The organism is Caballeronia concitans (genome assembly GCF_001544615.1).
GTDB classification, from domain to species: Bacteria; Pseudomonadota; Gammaproteobacteria; order Burkholderiales; family Burkholderiaceae; genus Caballeronia; species Caballeronia concitans.
In genome coordinates this window covers 120,323-141,776 of sequence record NZ_FCNV02000013.1, presented here as the reverse complement: position 1 = coordinate 141,776, position 21,454 = coordinate 120,323, and the positions used below count along the sequence as shown (strand labels likewise).

At 63.5% G+C, this 21,454-nt stretch carries 20 protein-coding genes; 2 read left to right on the top strand and 18 right to left on the bottom strand.

From position 1 onward, the window contains the following. Nucleotides 1–12: 12 nt before the first annotated feature. Both AWB72_RS23980 and ppsA read right to left on the bottom strand, forming a co-directional pair. Nucleotides 13–444: an NfeD family protein gene (locus AWB72_RS23980; RefSeq protein ID WP_040049535.1), complete on the bottom strand. Its 432-nt coding sequence runs from the start codon at nt 442–444 to the stop codon at nt 13–15. Between the two features lie 97 nt (nt 445–541). After that, nucleotides 542–2,959, bottom strand: a complete 2,418-nt coding sequence (gene ppsA / locus AWB72_RS23975) for a phosphoenolpyruvate synthase (RefSeq protein WP_040049405.1) — start codon at nt 2,957–2,959, stop codon at nt 542–544. A gap of 495 nt (nt 2,960–3,454) precedes the next feature. On the opposite strand from ppsA, the gene ppsR reads away from it, so the two are divergent. Continuing rightward, nucleotides 3,455–4,273, top strand: coding sequence for a posphoenolpyruvate synthetase regulatory kinase/phosphorylase PpsR (gene ppsR, locus AWB72_RS23970; protein WP_040049404.1), 819 nt, complete (start codon nt 3,455–3,457; stop codon nt 4,271–4,273). Nucleotides 4,274–4,280: 7 nt separating this feature from the next. On the opposite strand, the gene AWB72_RS23965 is transcribed toward ppsR, so the two are convergent. The 16 genes from AWB72_RS23965 to rpsB form a co-directional block, all read right to left on the bottom strand. Beyond that, nucleotides 4,281–5,060 carry a TrmH family RNA methyltransferase gene (locus AWB72_RS23965; RefSeq protein WP_040049403.1) on the bottom strand — a complete coding sequence of 260 codons (780 nt, stop codon included), beginning with the start codon at nt 5,058–5,060 and terminating at the stop codon, nt 4,281–4,283. 24 nt (nt 5,061–5,084) lie between these two features. Continuing rightward, nucleotides 5,085–5,798 (bottom strand): ribonuclease HII, encoded by a 714-nt coding sequence (rnhB, locus tag AWB72_RS23960; protein ID WP_040049402.1) that lies wholly within the window; start codon nt 5,796–5,798, stop codon nt 5,085–5,087. Continuing rightward, nucleotides 5,798–6,964 (bottom strand): lipid-A-disaccharide synthase, encoded by a 1,167-nt coding sequence (lpxB, locus tag AWB72_RS23955; RefSeq protein ID WP_040049401.1) that lies wholly within the window; start codon nt 6,962–6,964, stop codon nt 5,798–5,800. The genes rnhB and lpxB overlap by 1 nt, the downstream gene beginning before the upstream one ends. Before the next feature lie 13 nt (nt 6,965–6,977). Next, nucleotides 6,978–7,766 (bottom strand): acyl-ACP--UDP-N-acetylglucosamine O-acyltransferase, encoded by a 789-nt coding sequence (lpxA, locus tag AWB72_RS23950; protein ID WP_040049400.1) that lies wholly within the window; start codon nt 7,764–7,766, stop codon nt 6,978–6,980. 64 nt (nt 7,767–7,830) lie between these two features. Next, entirely contained in the window at nt 7,831–8,295 is a 465-nt protein-coding gene (gene fabZ / locus AWB72_RS23945; RefSeq protein ID WP_040049534.1) for a 3-hydroxyacyl-ACP dehydratase FabZ, read from the bottom strand. A 128-nt stretch (nt 8,296–8,423) separates the two neighbouring features. Beyond that, a complete protein-coding gene (gene lpxD / locus AWB72_RS23940; protein WP_040049399.1) occupies nt 8,424–9,503 on the bottom strand; it encodes a UDP-3-O-(3-hydroxymyristoyl)glucosamine N-acyltransferase in 1,080 nt (359 codons plus the stop codon). A gap of 30 nt (nt 9,504–9,533) precedes the next feature. Next, nucleotides 9,534–10,058: an OmpH/Skp family outer membrane protein gene (locus tag AWB72_RS23935; protein ID WP_040049398.1), complete on the bottom strand. Its 525-nt coding sequence runs from the start codon at nt 10,056–10,058 to the stop codon at nt 9,534–9,536. Nucleotides 10,059–10,143: 85 nt separating this feature from the next. Next, complete coding sequence (gene bamA, locus AWB72_RS23930) at nt 10,144–12,456, bottom strand: outer membrane protein assembly factor BamA (RefSeq protein WP_040049533.1); 2,313 nt, start codon at nt 12,454–12,456, stop codon at nt 10,144–10,146. Between the two features lie 77 nt (nt 12,457–12,533). Further along, the gene (rseP, locus tag AWB72_RS23925; RefSeq protein ID WP_087128773.1) at nt 12,534–13,916 is read right to left on the bottom strand and encodes an RIP metalloprotease RseP; all 1,383 of its coding nucleotides are present in this window, start codon (nt 13,914–13,916) and stop codon (nt 12,534–12,536) included. Between the two features lie 7 nt (nt 13,917–13,923). Next, nucleotides 13,924–15,141 carry a 1-deoxy-D-xylulose-5-phosphate reductoisomerase gene (locus AWB72_RS23920; RefSeq protein ID WP_040049396.1) on the bottom strand — a complete coding sequence of 406 codons (1,218 nt, stop codon included), beginning with the start codon at nt 15,139–15,141 and terminating at the stop codon, nt 13,924–13,926. A gap of 18 nt (nt 15,142–15,159) precedes the next feature. Next, on the bottom strand, nt 15,160–15,972 hold the full coding sequence (locus tag AWB72_RS23915; RefSeq protein WP_040049395.1) for a phosphatidate cytidylyltransferase: 813 nt from the start codon (nt 15,970–15,972) through the stop codon (nt 15,160–15,162). Beyond that, nucleotides 15,966–16,748 (bottom strand): polyprenyl diphosphate synthase, encoded by a 783-nt coding sequence (gene uppS, locus AWB72_RS23910; protein WP_040049394.1) that lies wholly within the window; start codon nt 16,746–16,748, stop codon nt 15,966–15,968. The genes AWB72_RS23915 and uppS overlap by 7 nt, the downstream gene beginning before the upstream one ends. A gap of 83 nt (nt 16,749–16,831) precedes the next feature. Continuing rightward, nucleotides 16,832–17,392, bottom strand: coding sequence for a ribosome recycling factor (gene frr / locus AWB72_RS23905; RefSeq protein WP_035969503.1), 561 nt, complete (start codon nt 17,390–17,392; stop codon nt 16,832–16,834). Nucleotides 17,393–17,496: 104 nt separating this feature from the next. Further along, on the bottom strand, nt 17,497–18,210 hold the full coding sequence (gene pyrH, locus AWB72_RS23900; protein ID WP_040049393.1) for a UMP kinase: 714 nt from the start codon (nt 18,208–18,210) through the stop codon (nt 17,497–17,499). A gap of 253 nt (nt 18,211–18,463) precedes the next feature. Beyond that, a complete protein-coding gene (gene tsf / locus AWB72_RS23895; protein WP_040049532.1) occupies nt 18,464–19,345 on the bottom strand; it encodes a translation elongation factor Ts in 882 nt (293 codons plus the stop codon). 134 nt (nt 19,346–19,479) lie between these two features. After that, on the bottom strand, nt 19,480–20,232 hold the full coding sequence (gene rpsB, locus AWB72_RS23890; RefSeq protein WP_040049392.1) for a 30S ribosomal protein S2: 753 nt from the start codon (nt 20,230–20,232) through the stop codon (nt 19,480–19,482). Nucleotides 20,233–20,631: 399 nt separating this feature from the next. On the opposite strand from rpsB, the gene map reads away from it, so the two are divergent. Then, nucleotides 20,632–21,441: a type I methionyl aminopeptidase gene (map, locus tag AWB72_RS23885; protein WP_040049391.1), complete on the top strand. Its 810-nt coding sequence runs from the start codon at nt 20,632–20,634 to the stop codon at nt 21,439–21,441. Nucleotides 21,442–21,454: the final 13 nt, after the last annotated feature.

Here is a 21,454-nt window from a genome sequence, read left to right as displayed (position 1 = left end):
CTCCTAATCAAGCTAGCGTTTGGCCGCCACGATGAGGCGATTGCCGTCGAGCGCCGTGATGCGATAAAGCCGCGCCCCTTCCGATTCGCCCGGCGCAAGCTCAACGTCCCATTGCGCGCCGCGATACATCGTCCGCGCGCGACGGTCGCGCCATTGATCGACTTCGATGGTCGCGCCGATATCGAGGTTGACGGCGGCATCATGCGAAGCATCGCTGCGCCGCTTCCAGTTGCCGAAGCGCGAACGCCGCAGCACCACGACCGCGATCAGCGCGATGACCGCCGCCGCGCCCATCTGCACATGCGGCAGCGCACCGGCCACGAACGCGATCCCGCCCGCGATCATGCCGAGCGCGATCATCAGCAGATAAAACGTGCCGGTGAATAGCTCCGCGACGATCAAGGCGCCCGCCGCGGCCCACCAGAACAAGCCGCCCGTTAGCATCATGGGTCTCCAAACGAAAACACCCCGGAAAGGTCCGGGGTGTTTTTTATAGCATGCCGCGCTTATGCGTAAGCAAGCGGAAAGGCGCGATTACCACTCATTTTGACAAGGTCTTCGCGAGTTGCTGCCACGTGTCGATGATCGTGTCCGGATTCAGCGACATCGACTCGATGCCTTCCTTCGCCAGCCACTCGGCGAGGTCCGGATGATCCGACGGCCCCTGCCCGCAAATGCCCACGTACTTGTTCAGGCGCAAACACGTTTCGATGGCGCGCTTCAGCATGAACTGCACGGCTTCGTCGCGCTCGTCGAAGTCGGCGGCGAGCAGTTCCATGCCGGAATCGCGGTCGAGGCCGAGCGTCAACTGCGTCAGGTCGTTCGAGCCGATCGAGAAGCCGTCGAAGCGCTCCAGGAACTGCTCGGCGAGAATGGCGTTGGACGGCACTTCGCACATCATCACGAGCTTGAGGTCGTTGACGCCGCGCTCCAGACCGAACTTCTTCAGCAGTTCGACCACGCGGTCCGCCTGCTTCAGCGTGCGCACGAACGGCACCATGATCTGCACGTTGTCGAGACCCATCTCCTCGCGCACCTTCTTCAGCGCGATGCATTCCATATGGAACGCCTCGGCGAAGTCTTCCGCGATATAACGCGATGCGCCGCGGAAACCGAGCATCGGATTCTCTTCGTCCGGCTCGTAGCGCGAACCGCCGATCAGCTTCTTGTACTCGTTCGACTTGAAGTCCGACAGACGCACGATGACGGGCTTCGGATAGAACGCCGCCGCGATCGTGGCGATACCTTCCGTCAGCTTGTCGACGTAGAACGCTCGCGGCGATGCGTGACCGCGCGCAACGCTCTCGACCGCCTTCTTGAGGTCCGCATCGACATTCGGGTACTCCAGAATCGCCTTCGGATGCACGCCGATGTTGTTGTTGATGATGAACTCGAGCCGCGCGAGGCCGACGCCCGCGTTCGGCAACTGCGCGAAGTCGAACGCGAGTTGCGGGTTGCCAACGTTCATCATGATCTTGACCGGAATCTTAGGCAGTTCGCCGCGCTGGACTTCGGTCACTTCGGTTTCGAGCAGGCCGTCGTAGATCTTGCCTTCGTCGCCTTCCGCGCACGACACGGTGACGAGCGCGCCGTCCTTCAGCACGTCGGTGGCGTCGCCGCAGCCGACCACCGCCGGCACGCCCAGCTCACGCGCGATGATCGCCGCGTGGCAGGTGCGCCCGCCGCGATTCGTCACGATAGCCGATGCGCGCTTCATCACCGGCTCCCAGTTCGGATCGGTCATGTCGGCGACCAGCACGTCGCCCGGCTGCACGCGCTCCATCTCCGACGGATCGTGAATGACGCGCACGGGGCCCGCGCCGATCTTCTGGCCGATCGCGCGGCCGGTTGCAATGACGTTCGACTGGCCCTTGAGCTTGAAGCGCATCTCGGCCTTGCCGGCTGCCTGGCTTTTCACCGTTTCGGGACGCGCCTGGAGGATGAACAGCTTGCCGTCGCGGCCGTCCTTGCCCCACTCGATGTCCATCGGACGCTGATAATGCTTCTCGATGATCACCGCGTACTTCGCCAGTTCGATCACGTCTTCGTCCGAGATCGAGAAGCGGTTGCGCTGCTCGTGCGGCACGTCGACGGTCTTCACGCGGCCCGGCTCGCCCGGCTGCGTGAACTCCATCTTGATGAGCTTCGAGCCGATGGAACGGCGGATGATCGGATACTTGTCCTGCGCGAGCGTGGTCTTGAAGACGTGGAATTCGTCCGGATTCACCGCGCCCTGCACGACCGTTTCACCCAGGCCGTAGCTCGACGTGATGAACACGGTTTCCTTGAAGCCCGATTCCGTGTCGATGGTGAACATGACGCCGGCCGCGCCGACGTCCGAGCGCACCATGCGCTGCACGCCCGCCGACAACGCGACTTCAGCATGCGTGAAGCCCTTGTGGACGCGATAAGAAATGGCGCGGTCGTTATAAAGCGACGCGAACACGTGCTTCATGCGATCGAGGACGTCCTCGATGCCGACCACGTTCAGATAGCTTTCCTGCTGGCCCGCGAACGATGCGTCGGGCAAGTCCTCGGCGGTCGCGGACGAACGCACGGCGAACGAAAGCTCTTCGGGCGAGCCCTTTTGCAGGACTTCGAATTGACGGCGGATCTCGTCTTCGAGACGCGGCTGCAGCGGCGCGTCGACGATCCACTGGCGGATTTCCTTGCCCGCTTCGGCAAGCGACTTCACGTCGTCGACGTCGAGCGTTTCGAGACGTTTGGCGATGCGGTCGGTCAGGTCGTTATGCTGCAGGAAGTCGCGGAATGCGAGCGCGGTCGTGGCAAAGCCCGTCGGCACGCTGACGCCGGCTTCGGAAAGCTGGCTGATCATTTCGCCGAGCGACGCATTCTTGCCACCGACGATTTCCACGTCGGTCATTCGCAACTGCTCGAATGGAACTACATACGCCTGATCCTTTGCGACATCGTTCGCAACATTGACTGCGTTAGTCATACAAGCCCCTAAGGTGGATGGAATTCACGATCGCACGAGTGGGCTCGCATGCGGCGGCGCTCATTGGAAAGCGCCGCCGCATCTCGTACAACCTGTTTGATAAGCCTTCGCGGAAGTCATGCGCCCGCGCGATTGCCGCGCGAAGCGAAAGAAACGAATGAAGCGGCCGGCCGAATGTGCTCGAAATCATGGGTTTTCTACCGCAAAATCCATGAAATACCCGCGATTCGACGAAAATCCGGTTCAAATTGTCCGCAATTGCTTATCGAACAGGTTGCCGCTATTCTACCGTGCCGATTATCAAATTTGTCTCGGCAGGGACAGTAATTCCACGGCAAAATCGAGGTGTTTGACGCCTCAGGGTTCGCCCGCGCACATGAACACGCGCACGCACGGGCCGACCAATGTAACACAGGGTCTCGCCGGAACGCCGTGTCGCTGGCGTCACCGTTTGAGCGCTCTCCATGCAACTCGTTCCCTTCTGATCACCCGCCGATGCCGCCTTCCGTATTCATCGTTTCCGACGGTACTGGGATCACTGCCGAAACCTTCGCGCATTCGATCCTCGCCCAGTTCGACCAAAAATTCCGGCTCGTGCGCGTGCCGTTCGTCGATTCCATCGACAAGGCGCACGCCACCGTCGAGAAGATCAACGAAGCCGTTTCGCTCGACGGGCGGCGGCCGATCGTCTTCACGACGCTCGTCGACAGCGAATCGAACGAGATCGTCAAGCGCTGCAACGCGCTCGTGCTCGACATGTTCCAGACGTTCATCGAGCCGCTCGAACACGAATTCGAGATCAAGTCGACGCACGCGATGGGCCGCGTTCACCAGAACGCCGATACCGAGGAGTACAAGAACCGCATCGAGGCGATCAACTTCTCGCTCGCGCACGACGACGGCCAGTCGAACCGCAACCTCACCGAAGCGGATGTGATCCTGGTCGGCGTATCGCGCAGCGGCAAGACGCCGACGAGCCTCTATCTGGCAATGCAATATGGTGTAAAGGCGGCGAACTATCCGCTGATTCCGGAAGACTTCGAGCGCGGCAAGCTGCCGACGCCGCTTTTGGATCATCGCGAAAAGATGTTCGGGCTGTCCATCGATCCGCAGCGGCTCGCGGAAATCCGCAACGAACGGCGGCCCGGCAGCAAGTACGCCGCGCTGGAGAATTGCCGCTACGAGATCAACGAAGCGGAAAGCATGATGAAGCGCGAAGGCATCAAGTGGCTCTCGTCGACACACAAGTCGATCGAGGAAATCGCCACGACGATCCTGCAGGAAATCAAGCCGGAGCGGCCGTCGTACTATTGACGAAGCGTCAACCGCGCTGCTGGCGGCATTGCTCGAAGAGACAGATCGCCGCCGCAGCCGCCACGTTCAGCGATTCCATGCCGCCCGGCTGTGGAATGGTCACGCGATGCGTCACGGCATCGCGCCATACCTGCGACACGCCCGCGCCTTCGTTGCCGAAGACCCACGCGAGCGGCGTCGAGAGATCGCAATCGTAGATGGCCACGGCGCCATGCGAATCCGTGATGGTGACCGGCACGTCGAGCCGCGCGATGAGATCGGACGGCTCGGCCTCCTCGTAGATATCTAGCAGGAAGTGGGCGCCCATGCCCGAGCGCAGCACCTTGGCCGACCACGCATACGCCGTCCCCGGCGCGCAGAACACGCGCGTGATGCCGGCGGCGGCGGCGCTGCGAAGAATGGAGCCGACATTGCCCGCGTCCTGAAGGCCGTCGAGAATCACGCAGGTTTCGCGCACGCGCTCGGGCAAGGCCGCGTCGATCTTCTCGACCAGCAGCAACATGCCGACGCCATGCACGACGCTCGAAAGCTGGCCGAAGAGCGCATCCGGCAAAACGACCACCCGCCTTTCCTCGATACGCGCCACGATATCGCGCGCCTCCGCATGCGTGAGCGCGCCTTCGGTGACGACACAGGTTTCCGGCTGGCCGGCTGTATCGAGAAAAGCAGACGCGAGGTGCAGGCCTTCGAGCAGCGCATGGCCGCTTCGGCGCTGCTGCGCGGTGGAGCCGGCGAGCGCCTTCAGGCGCTTATAGAGCGGATTGTCCCGCGAAGTGATGGATTTCACGTTGATTGAGCCGCGGTCGGAACGTCAGAATGCGAGCGCGTCGGAGTCGCCGTCGAGCGTCTCGGCGGCGTGCAGCACTTCCGGCGCGATCTCCGGCAGCACCGAACCGAAGAAGAGCGCATGCGCCTCGCGCACCGGCGCGAACGACCGGCGATGATGCTCGCACGGCCCATGCTCGCGCAGCGCCTTGAGATGCTGCGGCGTGCCGTATCCGGAATGCGTCGCGAAACCGTACACCGGAAACGTCTCGTGCAACTCGACCAGCATGCGGTCGCGTGTGACCTTCGCGAGAATGGATGCCGCCGAAATCTGCTTGACGAGCGCGTCGCCGCCGATCACGGCTTCGCTGCGAATCGACAACGTCGGGCAGCGGTTGCCGTCGACCTTGACGAGCGTCGGCGCCACGCCGAGACCCTCGACCGCGCGCTTCATCGCGAGCATCGTCGCGTGCAGGATGTTGATGGTGTCGATCTCTTCGACGCTCGCCGACGCAATGCAGAACGCCAGCGCGCGATCGACGATCTTCTCGTACAGCTCTTCGCGCCTCTTGGCGGTCAGCGCTTTGGAGTCGTCGAGGCCGTTGATTCGGGGTTTGGCCGGATCGAAGATAACGGCTGCGGCCACGACCGGTCCGGCGAGCGGACCGCGCCCGGCTTCATCGACACCGCAGATGATGTCGAACGGCGAACTGAAATCCAGCCCGCCTTGCGTTTTTTGCTGACTGGCCTGACGCGCCATTACCGCGCCCCTCGTGTTTCCAGCACTCGCGCGACGGCCTCGGCCGCCCGCTGCGACGTGTTCTGCCGCAGCGCAATGTGCATGTCCGTGAAGATTTCCGTCAGGGTACGGCGGTTGGCGTCGTCGTTCAACTGTTTCAGCGTGGCGTCGGCGAGCGCTTCGGGCGTCGCGAAATGCTGAAGAATCTCTGGCACGACGAACCGCCCCGCGAGAATGTTCGGCAAGCCGACGTAAGGCAAGTAACCCTGCCGCTTCATGATCTGGCCCGTGAGCCAGGGCACCTTGTACGAGATGACCATCGGCTTCTTGAGCAGCGCGGCTTCGAGCGTCACCGTTCCGCTTTTCACGAGGATGGCGTCGGCGGCGGTCATTGCGGTTTGCGCGCGCCCATCGGTGATCGTGAGCGACAGATGCGGATGCGCGTCCACGAGCGGCTGGAGCAGTTCGCGCAGCGCCGGGTTGGCGGCGGGCATCAGAAAGCGCACGCCCGGCTCGCGAAGCTGCATGAGCTCCATGGCGTCGAAGAATGTCGGGCCGATCAGCGCGATCTCCGAGCGCCGGCTGCCCGGCAACACGGCGATCACCGGACCGCCTTCCGCGATGCCCAGCTCGCGCCGCGCGCCGGCGACATCGGGTTCGAGCGGAATTTCATCGGCGAGCGGATGGCCGACATAGGTCGACGCCACGCCCGCTTTCTGCATCAGCGCGGTTTCGAACGGAAACACGCACAGCATGTGATCGACGGCCTTCACGATCTTCTTGATGCGCCCGCCGCGCCACGCCCAGATGGACGGACACACGAAATGCACGGTGGGAATACCCGCCTCGCGCAGCGGCTGCTCCAAGCCGAAGTTGAAATCGGGCGCATCGACGCCGATGAACACCGACGGCGGCTCCGCCAGCAACTGGCGCTTGAGTTCGTTGCGAATGCCGAGAATTTCGGGAATATGCCGCAGCGCTTCGACGTAACCGCGCACGGTGAGCTTGTCCATCGGCCAGTGCGCTTCGAAGCCCGCCGATGTCATGCGCGGTCCGCCGATGCCGCTATACCGCGTGCCGGCGGGCAACAGCGCCTGCAGGCCGTTCAGCAGCGACGCCGCGAGCAAATCGCCGGAGGGCTCGCCCGCGACCATCGCGATGCGCGGGGCAGTGGTGATCAGCGTCATCGAAAAAGCGCGTTCAGCGGATGATGCCGCGCTGCGACGCCGCGATGAAGTCGGTGAACGCCTTGACGGGCACATCGCCCTCGCCGCCCGCCACGCTCAGTTCGCGCAGTTGCGCCTTCGCCTCTTCGAGCGACAGCCCGCTCTTGTAGACGATGCGATACGCCGAGCGCAGCGCCGAAATGGCGTCCGGCGTGAAGCCGCGCCGGCGCAAGCCTTCAACGTTGATGCCGTGCGGCTCCGCCTTGTTGCCGGCGGCTATCACGAACGGCGGCACGTCCTGCACGAGCGCGGAAGCGCCGCCCAGCATGGAATGCGCGCCGATTCGCACGAACTGGTGTACGCCCGACATGCCGCCGACGATCGCGTGATCGCCCACCGTGACGTGCCCCGCGAGTTGCGCGTTGCTCGACATGATGACGTTGTTGCCCAGCCGGCAGTCGTGGCCGACGTGCACGTAAGCCATGATCCAGCAATCGTCGCCGATGGAAGTCAGGCCCTGATCCTGCACCGTGCCGGTATGCAGCGTCGTGAATTCGCGGATGGTGTTGCGGTCGCCGATTTCCAGACGCGTCGGCTCGTCCTTGTACTTCATGTCCTGCGGCCGGCCGCCGACGGACGCGTAATGGCCGATGCGGTTGTCGCGGCCGATCGTCGTATGCCCTTCGATCACGCTATGCGAGCCGATGGTCGTGCCCGCGCCGATGACGACGTTCGCACCGACGATCGCATACGGTCCGATCTCGACGGAACCGTCGATCTGAGCGCCCGGCTCGATAATCGCGGTGGGGTGAATGATGGTCATGCGCCTCGCCTCTGAATGCTGTGTTTCGCCACGCTGGTTGTCGTACGCTCTTCGTTCGCTACGATCACGCGCTGGCGTCCGTGTTCTTCACGGTACACATGAGTTCGGCTTCGGCGGCGGTCACGCCATCCACTTCGGCGCGTGCCTTGAACTTCCAGATGCCTCGCATGTACCGCTCGAAGTTGACGTTGAGGATCAGTTGATCGCCCGGTTCGACCACGCGCTTGAAGCGCGCGCCATCGATGCCGACGAAGTAGTACAGCGTCGTCGTCGGATCGTGCGGCTCTTCAGCGAAAGTCAGCAGCGCGGCGGTTTGCGCGAGCGCTTCGAGAATCAGCACGCCGGGCATCACGGGCCGCGTCGGGAAATGTCCCTGAAAAAACGGCTCGTTGATCGTCACGTTCTTCAACGCTTTGATGCTCTTGTGCGGCTCGAGTTCGAGCACGCGGTCCACGAGCAGGATCGGATACCGATGCGGCAGCAGCGTGAGGATCTTGTGGATGTCGAGGTTGATTTTTTCTGTGCTCATGGTCGTTCTGCTCGCGCGTCTCGTGCGCGGAAATGGATCGCGGGCGCGCAACGCCCGCTTGAAATCTACGATGCTGTGCCGTGTGGCTTCGACCGGCCCGCACGCCGGATGCGCGTGCTGGCGGGCGGTCAGGCTTCGTCGGTCTTTTTCTCGGTCAGCGCCGCTTCCAGCGCCTTGATGCGATCGCGCAGCTTGTCCAGGTTGCGGACCAGCGCGGCGCTCTTGTTCCAGTCCGCGTGGCTCACGGCCGGGAACGCGCTCGTGTACATGCCGGGCTTGTTGAGCGACTTCGACACGCCAGACTGCGCCGTGACGATGACATGGTCCGCAAGCGTCACGTGACCCGCGATGCCCACGGCCCCGCCGATCATGCAATGCTTGCCGATGTTCGTGCTGCCCGCGATGCCCGCGCAGCCGGCAATGACCGTGTACGCGCCGATGCGGCAGTTATGGCCGATCTGCACGAGATTGTCTATCTTCACGCATTCTTCGATGACGGTGTCCGCCATTGCGCCGCGATCGATCGTCGTGTTCGCGCCGATCTCCACATCGTCGCCGATATCCACGGCGCCGACCTGCGGAATCTTCACCCAGCTTCCGGTGCGGGCATCGCCCTCGCCGACGAAGTCCGGCGCAAAACCGAAGCCGTCCGCGCCGATCACCGCGCCGGCATGCACGATCACGCGCGCGCCGAGCTTGCAGCCATGATAGACGGTGACGTGGGGATACAGATGAACGTCGTCGCCGAGCTTGACGCCACGGCCAACGGACACGCCCGCGTCCAGCTTCACGCGCTCGCCGACGACCGCGCCCGCCTCCACCGTCACGTGCGGACCGATCACCGCGCTCGCCGCGACCTTGGCGGCCGGATCGATGTACGCGCTCGGATGCACGCCCGGCTGTGCCTTCGGCGCGGACAGTTCGATGAACGCCTGCGCCACGCGCGCGAAGTAAGCGTAAGGATTCGGCGTAACGATGAAATTGCTGCCCTCACGCGGCGTCCCGAGCTTGTCGAGGTCAGCCTGCGAGATCAGCACTGCGCCCGCGCGGGTCGTCTCGACCTGCGGCAAATACTTCTGGTTCGCGAGAAACGCGAGTTGCGCCGGGCCGGCCTTGTCGAGCGGCGCGAGGCCCTCGACGCGATGCGCGCCCTGACCCACCACTTCGCCGCCAAAGCGCTTGACCAGTTCGTCGAGCGTGATCGCCATGCCTGATGCCATGCGTATGAAGACTCCTCGTCAGTTCGGGCTCGCGCCGCCGGTCTGGCTCGTGGCGGCGAGCGCCTTCAGCACCTGATCCGTAATGTCGATGCGCGGACTCACGTACACCGCCTCCTGCACGATCAGATCGTAGTGCTGCTGTTCCGCGATCTGCTTGATGACCTTGTTCGCGCGATCCAGCACCGCCGCGAGTTCCTCGTTGCGGCGCTGGTTCAGGTCTTCACGGAATTCGCGCTGCTTGCGCTGAAAGTCCGCGTCGAGTTGCGCGAGATCGCGCTGGCGCGCCGCGCGGTCGGTGGGCGCCATCGACGGACCGTTCTTGTCGATGTTGTCGGACATCGACTTGAGCCGTTGCGCCATGTCCTGCAGAGCCTTGTCGCGCTTGGAGAACTCCTGCTCCAGCTTCGACTGGGCCGCCTTCGCAGCCGACGACTCGCGCAGGATGCGATCCGAATTCACCGCTGCAATGCGCGCTTCCTGAGCGTCCGCTTTCGCGCCCGCGCCGAGGCCGAGAAACATCGACAACGCAAGAGCCAGCGCCATGTGTTTCGAGAGCTTACCGGTTCGCAAAGTGTTCCTCACGTTACGTCGAAATGAATGAAGTCCTGTTCCTGAGAGCTTGACGCGCTTAGAACGCCGTACCGATCTGGAACTGGAACTTCTGGTACTGGTCGCCATCGTGCTTCTGCAGCGGGAAGCCGAGCGAGAGCTTGAGCGGGCCGATCGGCGAAATCCACGCGAGACCCACACCATAGCCGTAGCGCAGGCCGTTCGCACCGTTGGTCGTGCCGCCCTGGCCCGGGTCGCCCCAGACGTTACCGGCATCGAGGAACGTGAACACACGCAGCGTGCGGTCGTAGCCGGTGCCCGGCAGCGGGAACGTCAGTTCGATATTGCCGACTGCCATGCGCGAACCGCCGATCGGATCGTTCGTGGTCGCGTCGCGCGGACCCAGCGAGCTCGGCGAGTAGCCACGCACCGAACCGATACCGCCCGCGTAGTAGTTCTTGAAGATCGGGTACGTCTGACCTTGCAGGCCCTTGCCGTAGCCGCCCTGCAGGTTGAAGCCGAGCACGAAGCCGCGCGCGAACGAGTAGTAATACTGGAACTGCGCGTCGAACTTGGCGTACGTCGTGTTGCCGAGCGGCGTGCCGTATTCCGCGTTCGACTGCAGGTAGTAACCACGGCTCGGCACGAGCGCGCTGTCGCGATTGTCGCGCGACCAGCCAACCGTGAGCGGGTAGTTGTTCACCACGCGCCCGAATTCCTTAACGTAGTTCTTATACGACTGCGGCGTGCTCGCATCCACGTCCATCGTGTTCTGTTCGGCGCCGACGCCGAAGAACACCGTGTCCTGCTCCGAGAACGGGATGCCGAACTTCGTGTCCGCACCCATCGTGATGATCTTGAAGCTCGAATCCGTCGAGTAATACAGCGGCTGATACGTGCGGTAGTACGCGTCGGTAATGCGCTTGATGCCGTCGATGGTGAAGTACGGATCCACCTGCGTGACGGTCAGCGTGCGGTACGTCTTCGCGGTGTTGACGTTCACCGAAAGGCTCGTGCCCGAACCGAACACGTTGTCCTGCGACACGCCCGCCGAGAGCACCACCTTGTCCGTCGACGAGAAGCCCGCGCCCAGCGTGATGGCGCCGGTCGGCTTTTCGGCCACCTTGACGTCCACATCGACCTGGTCGTTCGTGCCTTCCACCGGCGTCGTGGTGACGTCCACGTCCGTGAAGTAGCCGAGACGATTGACGCGATCCTTCGACAGCGCGAGGCGGCTCGAATCGAACCACGAGCTTTCGAGCTGGCGCATTTCGCGACGCACCACTTCGTCGCGGGTGCGCGTGTTGCCGACGATGTTCACGCGCCGCACGTATACGCGGCGGCTCGGCTCGACGTTCAGCGTGAGCGCGACGGTGTGATGCGTCTGATCGATTTCGGGCTGCGCGTTGACCTGCGCAAACGCGTAACCGTATTCGCCGAGCTTGTCGACGATCGCCTTGGTGGTTGCTTGCAGCTTTTCAGCGGAGAACAACTGACCCGGCTTCACCGTGATCAGCTTGGTGAGTTCCGCTTCGCGGTCGAGCAGATTGCCCGACAGTTTCACGCTGCTGACCTTGTACGGCTCGCCTTCATGCACGGCGACCGTCAGGTACATGTCCTTCTTGTCCGGCGAAATCGACACCTGTGTCGAGTCGATGCTGAATTCGAGATAGCCGTGATTCAGATAGTACGAGCGCACGTTCTCCAGGTCGCCGGTCAGCTTTTCCTTCGCGTAGAGATCGCTCTTCGTGTACCAGGAGAACCAGTTCGGCGTGGACAACTGCATTTCGCCGAGCAAGGTGCCGGAACTGACCGCGTGATTGCCGACGAAGTTGATCTGGCGAATCTTCGCGCTCGGGCCTTCGGCGACCGAAAACAGAATGGATACGCGATTGCGGTCGACCGGCGTGACCGTGGTCGTGACTTCCGCCGCGTAATAACCGCGCGTCAGGTACTGGCGCTTGAGTTCCTGCTCCGCTTTGTCCAGCAGCGACTTGTCGTAGGAGCGGCCTTGCGACAGACCGACCGAGCGCAGCGCCTTCGTGATGGTGTCCTTGTCGAACTCATGCAGGCCGGTGAACTCGATGTTCGAGATGGCCGGACGTTCCTGCACCTGCACGACCACCACGTTGCCCTCGGTGGCGATCTGCACGTCGTTGAAGAAGCCCGTTGCATACAGCGCGCGAATCGCTTCGGAGGCCTTGTCGTCGGAGAACGTGTCGCCTTGCTTGATCGGCAGGTAGTTGAACACGGAGCCCGGCTCGATGCGTTGGAGACCTTCGATCCGGATATCCTGCACGACGAACGGCGTGGTGGCGTGTGCCGCCATGCCCGTTGCGGCGAGCGCCGCGGCCACAGCCGACTTAGGAACAAAGCGATGAGGTTTGAACAACGTGCTTCCCCAGTATTTAAAGCTGCATTCGTTCCGGCGGTCGCTCTTGTCGCGCCGCCAGAGATTATCAAAATGGATCAAAAACGGATCAGGCGAGTCAGGTCGTTGAACAGCGCGATCATCGACAGAGCGACGATGCACACGAGGCCCGCCCGTTGCAGAACCAGCTGCCAGCGATCGGACACCGCCTTGCCGGTAACGGCTTCAACCAAATAATATAACAGATGCCCACCGTCCAATACCGGAATCGGTAACAAGTTCAACACACCGAGGCTGATACTGACGAGCGCCAAAAAGGAAACGAAGGCCGTCATGCCGAGGCGCGCGCTCTTGCCTGCGTAATCCGCGATCGTCACCGGCCCCGACAGGTTCTTGAGCGACGCTTCGCCGACGATCATCCGCCCGAACATCCGCAGCGAATAGACACTGATGTCCCACGTGCGGTTCACGCCGAGGCGAAGGCTCTCGAACGGACCATAGCGTACGTCCACGGTCGGCAGCTGATTGGCGAGCGCGGCACCAATCCGGCCGATGTCCTTGCCCGTCGATGCATCGCGCTTCACGTCCGGCACGATCTGCACCGTATCGCGCCTAGCTTGATTGCCGTCGCCGCGTTCGATGACGAGCGTCACCGGCTTGCCGCCATGCGACTTCACGTAGTCGATGAAGCGCGTCGCGCTGTCGATCGGGCGGCCGTCGATGGCGCGCAGCCTGTCTCCGGCGACGAGGCCGCTCTTCTGCGCGGCACTGCCCGCTTCCACGCCCGCGACCGTCAGCGTGCCGCCGCCCGGCGTGAAACCGAGCTTGTCCATGAAGTCCTGCTCGGCGTCGGCGTCCGTGATGCCCGAGACCGTCAACGGGAAATCGAACGTGCCGTCATGCGTCTTCGCCGTCAGCACGATGTTCCGATGATCGAACGATGCATCCAGCAGCTTCCAGCGCAGATCCGACCACGAGCGGATGGCGTGCGTGTCGCCGCCTTGCGAGTCGCGCAACGAGACGATCTGCTCGCCGCCTTCGAAGCCTGCGTGGGCAGCGGCGCTTTCGGGCGCCGGCGTCGAAACGATGGCCTGCGGCTCCGTGACGCCCCCCGCGAACACCGCCGCGAACAGCGCAATCGCCAGCAGGAAGTTGGCGGCCGGCCCCGCCGCGACGATCGCAATGCGCTTCAGCACCGGCTGCCGGTTGAACGCGCGCGGCAGGTCTTCGGACGGAATCGTGCCTTCGGTCTCGCGCTCGTCGAGCATCTTGACGTAGCCGCCGAGCGGAAGCGCGGAGATCGTCCATTCCACGCCGGTTTTCTTGCTGACCCAGCGCACGAGCGGCTTGCCGAAGCCGACCGAGAAGCGCAGCACCTTGACGCCGCACATTCGCGCGACGCTGTAATGACCGAATTCGTGGACGACGACGAGCACGCCTATCGCGACGACGAAGGCGACGATTTCGGTCAGGAAGTTCATGACGGCCTCAATGGGCGATGGGTTCGGCGCCTGGCGCGCTCGCGGTGAGCGCTGCAACGAAACCGGACGCGAGACGGCGCGCGTTCGCATCGGCGGCGAGCACGTCGTCGAGCGACGCGGCGCTGGCGTTCGGCAAGGCGTTCAGCACGCGCTCCACTACACCGCCGATCGCCATGAAGCCGATGCGGCGCGCGAGGAACGCTTCCACGGCGATTTCGTTCGCCGCATTCAACGCCGCGCTCGCGATGCCGCCCGCTTCGAGCGCCTCGATGGCGAGCGCGAGACACGGAAAGCGCGCGAAATCCGGCTTTTCGAACGTGAGCGATGCGATCTGCGCGAGATCGAGCGGCGCGACGCCGGAATCGACGCGCTCCGGATACGCGAGCGCATGCGCGATCGGCGTGCGCATGTCCGGATTGCCGAGTTGGGCGAGCACGGAGCCGTCCGCGTAGGAGACCATCGAATGGATCACGCTCTGCGGATGGATCAGCACTTCGATACGCGAGCCCGGCAGATTGAAGAGCCAGTGCGCCTCGATCACTTCGAGGCCCTTGTTCATCATCGTGGCGGAATCGACGGAAATCTTGCGGCCCATCGCCCAGTTCGGGTGCTTGCAGGCTTCGTCGGGCGTGACGTCGACGAGCGTCGCCGGTTCGCGCGTGCGGAACGGCCCGCCCGATGCGGTCAGAATGATCTTCGATACGCCGCCGTGCAGTTGCGCCTCGTTGTCCGAGCAGACCGGCAGGCACTGGAACACGGCGTTGTGCTCGCTGTCGACCGGCAGCAGGATCGCGCCGTTGTCGCGGACCGCGTCCATGAAGATCTGGCCGGACATGACGAGCGCTTCCTTGTTCGCAAGCAGGATGCGCTTGCCGGCGCGCGCGGCGGCCAGCGTGGGCGCAAGTCCCGCCGCGCCGACGATCGCCGCGACGACCGTATCGCACTGGGCGGCGCGCGCCACGTCGACGAGCGCGTCCGGGCCGTGCAGCACCTCGGTCTTGCTACCGGCGGCGCGCAACGCGGCGGCCACGCGCGCGGCGGTTTCCGCATCGCCGACGACGGCCACTTCCGGCGCGAAGCGCAGGCATTGCGCGACGAGCTTGTCGCCGTTGCGGTGAGCGGTGAGCGCGTAGACCGAGAACCGGTCCGGATGCCGCGCGACGACGTCGAGCGTGCTATCGCCGATCGAGCCCGTCGAGCCGAGCAATGTAAGACGTTTTTGCATGAAATCTTCTCTGGCCGATCAGCCGAGCATCAGCAAGGCAATCGGCAATACAGGCAACAATGCGTCGATGCGATCGAGGACGCCGCCGTGACCCGGCAGCAGGCCGCTCGAATCCTTGACACCGGCCTGACGCTTCATCAGCGATTCGAACAGGTCGCCGACCACGCTGAACGCGACCAACACGGTCAGCGCGACGAGCGCGCGGTCCCAGCCGAGATGTCCGACCAAAGCGGTGAACACGGTCGGCGCGTAGACGCCGGTGGCAGCGGCGACCGACCCGATCACCATGACGGCGACCCAGCCGCCGAGTGCGCCTTCCCAGGTTTTTCCGGGACTGATCGACGGCGCGAGCTTGTGACGGCCGAGCGCTTTTCCGGCGAAGTATGCGCCTATGTCAGCCAGCCAGACGACTAGGAGAAGCGATAGCACGAACGCCACGCCCTGCGTCCGCGCCGCGACGACCGCGTGCCAGCACGCGACGAACACGACGATCCCGCCGAACAGCAGGAACGCGCGCCACGCGCCGCCCGCCAGCACCGGCTTGCGAACGAGCGCGTACGGCCCCGCAAGCAGCCAGAAAATCCCGGCCATCTGAAAGAGCGGCTTCGGCGCGACGCCCAGAAACGTGCTGAAGATGAGCGCGAGCCCCGCGACCAGGGCATACGCGACCGGCCCCGCGCCGTTGAGCTTGAGCAGCCGCCCCCACTCCCACGCAGCGAACACGACGACGAAACCGATCAGCGCCCCGAACGCCCCGATGGGCGCGAACAGCGTGACGGGCACGAGGACCGCGAGCAGGACAATTGCCGTGATGACACGGGTCTTTAGCATGAAAGGGTGTCGGCCTTCTGCGATTGGGAAGCGAGTTGCGCGCTCGTGCGTCCGAAGCGGCGTTCACGGCCGCCATACGATGCGATCGCGCGGTCGAGCGCGTCGGCGTCGAAATCGGGCCAGTAGATATCGGTGAAATAGAACTCGGTGTACGCGAGCTGCCACAGCAGAAAATTGCTGATGCGCTGCTCGCCGCCCGTACGAATGAAGAGATCCGGCTCGGGCGCGTAGGCCATCGCGAGATGCTCGGCGAACGATTCGTCGTCGACGCGCACCGGCGCGCCCTGTTCGAGCGATTGCGCGATGAGCTTCTTCGTCGCCTGCATGATGTCCCAGCGGCCGCCGTAATTGGCGGCGATGGTCAGCGTCAGGCGCGTGTTGCGCGCGGTCTTGGTTTCAGCGCGCTGGATGAGCGCGCGGATGCGGTCGTCGAACATGGACACGTCGCCGACGACGCGCAGGCGGATGCCGTTCGCGTGCAGCTTGCCGATCTCGCGCTCGAGCGCGGTCACGAACAGGCGCATCAGGAACGACACTTCGTCGGTTGGACGACGCCAGTTTTCCGAACTGAACGCGAACAGCGTGACGAACTGGACGCCGCGCCGCGCGCAGCTTTCGACGGTGGCGCGCACCGCATCGACGCCGCGCGTATGACCGGCGACGCGCGGCAAACGCCGCTCGGTCGCCCAACGGCCATTGCCGTCCATGATGATCGCGACGTGGCGCGGGACAGCCGCGACATCGGGCACGGTAACGGTAGAGCTGGTATAGGTCATGGCCGCTGAATCTTGTTATCGACAGGATGTGAAACGCCAGCCCTGGGTCGTGAAAGCCAAAGCTGGCAAGACCGCTTACGGCCTCACACCGTCATGATTTCGGCTTCTTTGGTCTGAACGAGCTTGTCGATTTCGGCGACGAACTTGTCGGTGAACTTCTGAACGTCATCGCTTGCGCGGCGCTCGTCGTCTTCCGAGATTTCCTTGTCCTTCACCAGCTTCTTCAGTTGCTCGTTCGCGTCGCGGCGCAGGTTGCGCACGGCGATCTTCGCGGATTCGCCTTCGCTCTTCACGACTTTCGTCAGTTCGCGGCGGCGCTCTTCGGTCAGCGCGGGCATCGGCACGCGGATCAGGTCGCCCTGCGTCGCCGGGTTCAGGCCGAGATCTGACTCGCGGATCGCCTTCTCGACGACCGGCACCATTTTCTTTTCCCACGGCTGCACGCCGATCGTGCGGGCATCGACGAGCGTCATGTTCGCGACTTGCGAGATGGGCACGTTCGAGCCGTAGTAGTCGACCTGGATGTGATCGAGCAGACCGGTGTGCGCACGGCCCGTGCGGATCTTGGCGAGATCGGCCTTGAATGCTTCGATCGACCGCTGCATCTTCTGGTCGACGCCCTTTTTAATGTCAGCCACACTCATTTGAACCTCCAAAACCTTGGTTTACTGGCGATGCAGGCGCCTCTCCCGCGATTCTTCCGGCGCGATTCACGCCGGGTGCGCGCGGCGCCCGAATACGCAAGAGTTTACACGTGGACGAGCGTACCTTCGTCGTCGCCTTGCACGATGCGCTTCAGCGCACCCGCCTTCGTAATGGAGAAGACGCGGATCGGCAGCTTCTGATCGCGGCACAGCGCGAACGCGGTAGCGTCCATGACCTGCAGATTGCGGCCGATCGCCTCGTCGAAGCTGATCGTGCTGTAGCGCGTGGCGCTCGGATCCTTCTTCGGGTCGGCGGAGTATACGCCATCGACCTTCGTCGCCTTCAACACCACTTCGGCGCCGATTTCCGAGCCGCGCAGCGCGGCGGCGGTATCCGTCGTGAAAAACGGGTTGCCCGTGCCGGCCGCGAAGATCACGACCTTGCCTTCCTCGAGCTGGCGAATGGCGCGCGGGCGAATGTACGGCTCGACCACCTGATCCATGCGCAGCGCCGATTGCACGCGCGCCTCGATGCCCGCGTGACGCATGGCGTCCTGCAGCGCGAGCGCGTTCATCATCGTGGCCAGCATGCCCATGTAGTCGGCGGTTGCACGGTCCATGCCGGCCGCGCCGCCCGCGACGCCGCGGAAAATATTGCCGCCGCCAATCACGACGGCCAGTTGTGTGCCCATCCGCACCACTTCAGCGACGTCCGCCACCATCCTTTCGATCGTTGCGCGATTGATGCCGAAAGCATCGTCGCCCATGAGGGCTTCGCCGGAGAGTTTGAGGAGTACGCGTTTGTAGGCTGTGGGCATATGAGGTTTCCGTTCGCGCCGAGGAGGGTTTTGCAACAACGTAGAACTGTAGGGGTGAAACATTACTTACCGCAAGCGGCCCGCATCGGGACGACGGGCGCGGCGCATACGGGAAAACCCGAACTTGCCGCGCCCGCCGCTCGATGCGAACCGGATCGCTGAATCTTTGCTGCGACGACAGGCCGCCGTCGCGACTGCAGATGATGCAAGGCCGCGCGCCGCCCTTTGGCCGCGCGCGCCGCGGGCTGCGAACTTAGCCCTGCTTGGCTGCTGCGACTTGCGCCGCCACTTCGGCCGCGAAGTCGTCCTGACGCTTTTCGATGCCCTCGCCCACCACGAACAGCGCGAACTTCTGCACCGACGCGTTGGCTGCCTTCAGCATCTGCTCGATCGTCTGCTTGTCGTTCTTCACGAACGGCTGATTCAGCAGCGACACTTCCTTCAGGTACTTCTGGATCGAACCGTCGACCATCTTGGCGACGATTTCGGCCGGCTTGCCCGATTCGGCTGCCTTCTGCTCGGCGATGCTGCGCTCCTTCGCGATCAGATCGGCCGGCACTTCGTCCGACGACAGCGAGACCGGTTTCATCGCGGCGACGTGCATCGCGACGTCCTTGCCGACTTGCTCGTCCGCGCCCGTGAACTCGACGAGCACGCCGATGCGCGTGCCGTGCAGGTACGCAGCCAGCTTGTTCGCGGTTTCGAAGCGAACGAAACGGCGGATCGACAGGTTTTCACCGATCTTGCCGACGAGCGCGAGACGCACGGCGTCGACCGTCGTGCTTTCCAGCGGCAGCGCCGACAGCGCGGCCACGTCGGCCGGGTTGCTCTTCGCGACCAGTGCCGCGACGCCCTTGGCGAACGCCATGAAGTCGTCGTTCTTCGCAACGAAGTCGGTTTCGCAGTTCAGCTCGACGAGCGCGCCCACGCCGCCTTCGACGTGCGCCACGACAATGCCTTCCGCCGTCACGCGCGATGCCGCCTTGCTCGCCTTGTTGCCGAGCTTCACGCGCAGCAGCTCTTCGGCGCGCGCCATGTCGCCGTCGGCTTCCGTCAGCGCCTTCTTGCATTCCATCATCGGCGCATCGGTCTTCGCGCGCAGTTCTGCCACCATGCTTGCGGTAATTGCCGCCATCATTCGCTCCTTGAGTCTGTTTGATACGTGCCGCCGGCAGAAAGCGCCCACGGCTGAAGTGTTTCGGAATCGCGCCGGCTTAAAAAAAAGGGGCCTTTCGCAAAGCCCCCTTTTGTGCCGGCCACAGGGCTCGATTACGCCTCTGCGTTGACCTCGACGAACTCGTCGCCTTCGCCGTTGCGCACGGCCTGGACCACGTCGTTCACCGCGTTGGCGCGGCCTTCGAGGATCGCGTCCGCGACGCCTTCCGCGTACAGCGCGACGGCCTTCGAGGCGTCGTCGTTACCCGGGATCACGTAGTCGATGCCTTCCGGCGAGTGGTTCGTGTCGACCACGGCGATGACCGGAATGCCGAGCTTCTTCGCTTCGGTGACGGCGATCTTGTGGTAGCCGACGTCGATCACGAAGATTGCGTCAGGAATGCCGCCCATGTCCTTCACGCCGCCGATCGACTTTTGCAGCTTGGCGATTTCGCGTTCGAACAGGAGCGCTTCCTTCTTGCTCATGCGCTCGGTTTCGCCGGATTCGAGGGCTGCTTCCATGTCCTTCAGGCGCTTGATCGAAACCTTCAGCGTCTTGAAGTTGGTCAGCATGCCGCCGAGCCAGCGGGCGTTGACGAAAGGCATGCCGGCGCGCGCTGCTTCCTGTGCGATGGTGTCGCGCGACTGGCGCTTCGTGCCGACGAAAAGGATCGTGCCGCGATTCGCTGCCAACTGGCGCACGTACTTCAGCGCGTCGTTGTAGAGCGGCAGGGTCTTTTCGAGGTTGATGATGTGAATCTTGTTGCGATGACCGAAGATGTACGGGGCCATCTTCGGGTTCCAGAAGCGCGTTTGGTGACCGAAGTGGACACCGGCTTCCAGCATTTGACGCATCGTGACTGCCATGAAATTCTCCGCGAGGGTTGGGTCTTAAGCCGGCTGCCGCATCCCGCGCTTAGTTTGACTATGCGTGGGACACCCTGGGTGCGCCGGCTTGAGTTTCGAAAAAAAGCGTCGATAAGACTACGCTTCCAAGTCTTCGGTTCCGTCATTCATTGCCCCTTCTCATTGCTCATTCATTGCTTACAGGCAAGAGAACAAGGCGAACCGAGACTTAGCCCGTGAGTATAGCATGTGAGGATTACGCCGCTCAAGCCGCTCGGTAGCCGCCCGCTGCGGCGCCATCTGCCGCGATAGCGGCGGCGCCGGCCATATCACGCTGCGGCGCGTTGTCCGAGGTGCGATAATGCCGCTTTGGCGGCGCTCGCCCGCCTCCTCGCTATCCGCGCACTTCCGAGCCAATCCATGTCCATTACGCTGAAAAACGATCACGATATCGCGCAGATGCGCGTCGCCTGCCGGCTCGCCAGCGAAGTGCTCGATTTCATCACGCCGCATATCGTCCCGGGCGTGACCACCGAGGAACTCGACCGCCTCTGCCACGATTTCATGGTGAAGGAACAGGGCACGATTCCCGCACCGCTCAACTATCAGCCGCCGGGCTATCCGCCGTATCCGAAGGCCACCTGCATCTCGGTGAACGACGTGATCTGCCACGGCATCCCGAGCGAGAAAGTGCTGAAAAACGGCGATGCGCTCAATATCGACATCACCGTCATCAAGAACGGCTATTTCGGCGACACGAGCCGCATGTTCATCGTCGGCGAAGGCTCGATTCTCGCGAAACGCCTCGTGCAGACGACTTTCGACTGCATGTGGCTCGGCATCGATCAGGTCCGCCCGGGCGCGCATCTCGGCGACATCGGCCACGCCATCCAGAAGCACGCCGAGGCACAAGGCTACAGCGTCGTGCGCGAATATTGCGGTCATGGTATCGGCCAGGTGTTCCACGAGGAGCCGCAAGTGCTGCATTACGGGCGTCCGGGCACGGGCATCGAATTGCAGGCGGGCATGATCTTCACCGTCGAGCCGATGATCAACGCCGGCCGCCGCGATATCCGCACGATGCCCGACCAGTGGACCGTCAAGACGCGCGACCGCAGCCTTTCGGCGCAGTGGGAGCACACGGTGCTCGTCACGCCGACCGGCTATGAAGTGCTGACGGTATCGGCGGGAACGCAGGCGCCGTCGCAACTCATCGCGGCGACCGCCTGACCGCGCTTTCGCC

Bases quoted from the DNA above. Each gene is read 5' to 3' on its own strand.
- pyrH (WP_040049393.1), bottom strand. From the start codon at position 18,210: ATGCCCACAGCCTACAAACGCGTACTCCTCAAACTCTCCGGCGAAGCC.
- ppsA (WP_040049405.1), bottom strand. From the start codon at position 2,959: ATGACTAACGCAGTCAATGTTGCGAACGATGTCGCAAAGGATCAGGCG.
- AWB72_RS23935 (WP_040049398.1), bottom strand. From the start codon at position 10,058: ATGGCGCTGGCTCTTGCGTTGTCGATGTTTCTCGGCCTCGGCGCGGGC.
- AWB72_RS23980 (WP_040049535.1), bottom strand. From the start codon at position 444: ATGCTAACGGGCGGCTTGTTCTGGTGGGCCGCGGCGGGCGCCTTGATC.
- AWB72_RS23920 (WP_040049396.1), bottom strand. From the start codon at position 15,141: ATGCAAAAACGTCTTACATTGCTCGGCTCGACGGGCTCGATCGGCGAT.
- AWB72_RS23915 (WP_040049395.1), bottom strand. From the start codon at position 15,972: ATGCTAAAGACCCGTGTCATCACGGCAATTGTCCTGCTCGCGGTCCTC.
- frr (WP_035969503.1), bottom strand. From the start codon at position 17,392: ATGAGTGTGGCTGACATTAAAAAGGGCGTCGACCAGAAGATGCAGCGG.
- lpxD (WP_040049399.1), bottom strand. From the start codon at position 9,503: ATGGCGATCACGCTCGACGAACTGGTCAAGCGCTTTGGCGGCGAAGTG.
- fabZ (WP_040049534.1), bottom strand. From the start codon at position 8,295: ATGAGCACAGAAAAAATCAACCTCGACATCCACAAGATCCTCACGCTG.
- rpsB (WP_040049392.1), bottom strand. From the start codon at position 20,232: ATGGCAGTCACGATGCGTCAAATGCTGGAAGCCGGTGTCCACTTCGGT.
- rnhB (WP_040049402.1), bottom strand. From the start codon at position 5,798: ATGGCGCGTCAGGCCAGTCAGCAAAAAACGCAAGGCGGGCTGGATTTC.
- tsf (WP_040049532.1), bottom strand. From the start codon at position 19,345: ATGGCGGCAATTACCGCAAGCATGGTGGCAGAACTGCGCGCGAAGACC.
- lpxB (WP_040049401.1), bottom strand. From the start codon at position 6,964: ATGACGCTGATCACCACTGCCCCGCGCATCGCGATGGTCGCGGGCGAG.
- uppS (WP_040049394.1), bottom strand. From the start codon at position 16,748: ATGACCTATACCAGCTCTACCGTTACCGTGCCCGATGTCGCGGCTGTC.
- lpxA (WP_040049400.1), bottom strand. From the start codon at position 7,766: ATGACCATCATTCACCCCACCGCGATTATCGAGCCGGGCGCTCAGATC.
- ppsR (WP_040049404.1), top strand. From the start codon at position 3,455: ATGCCGCCTTCCGTATTCATCGTTTCCGACGGTACTGGGATCACTGCC.
- rseP (WP_087128773.1), bottom strand. From the start codon at position 13,916: ATGAACTTCCTGACCGAAATCGTCGCCTTCGTCGTCGCGATAGGCGTG.
- map (WP_040049391.1), top strand. From the start codon at position 20,632: ATGTCCATTACGCTGAAAAACGATCACGATATCGCGCAGATGCGCGTC.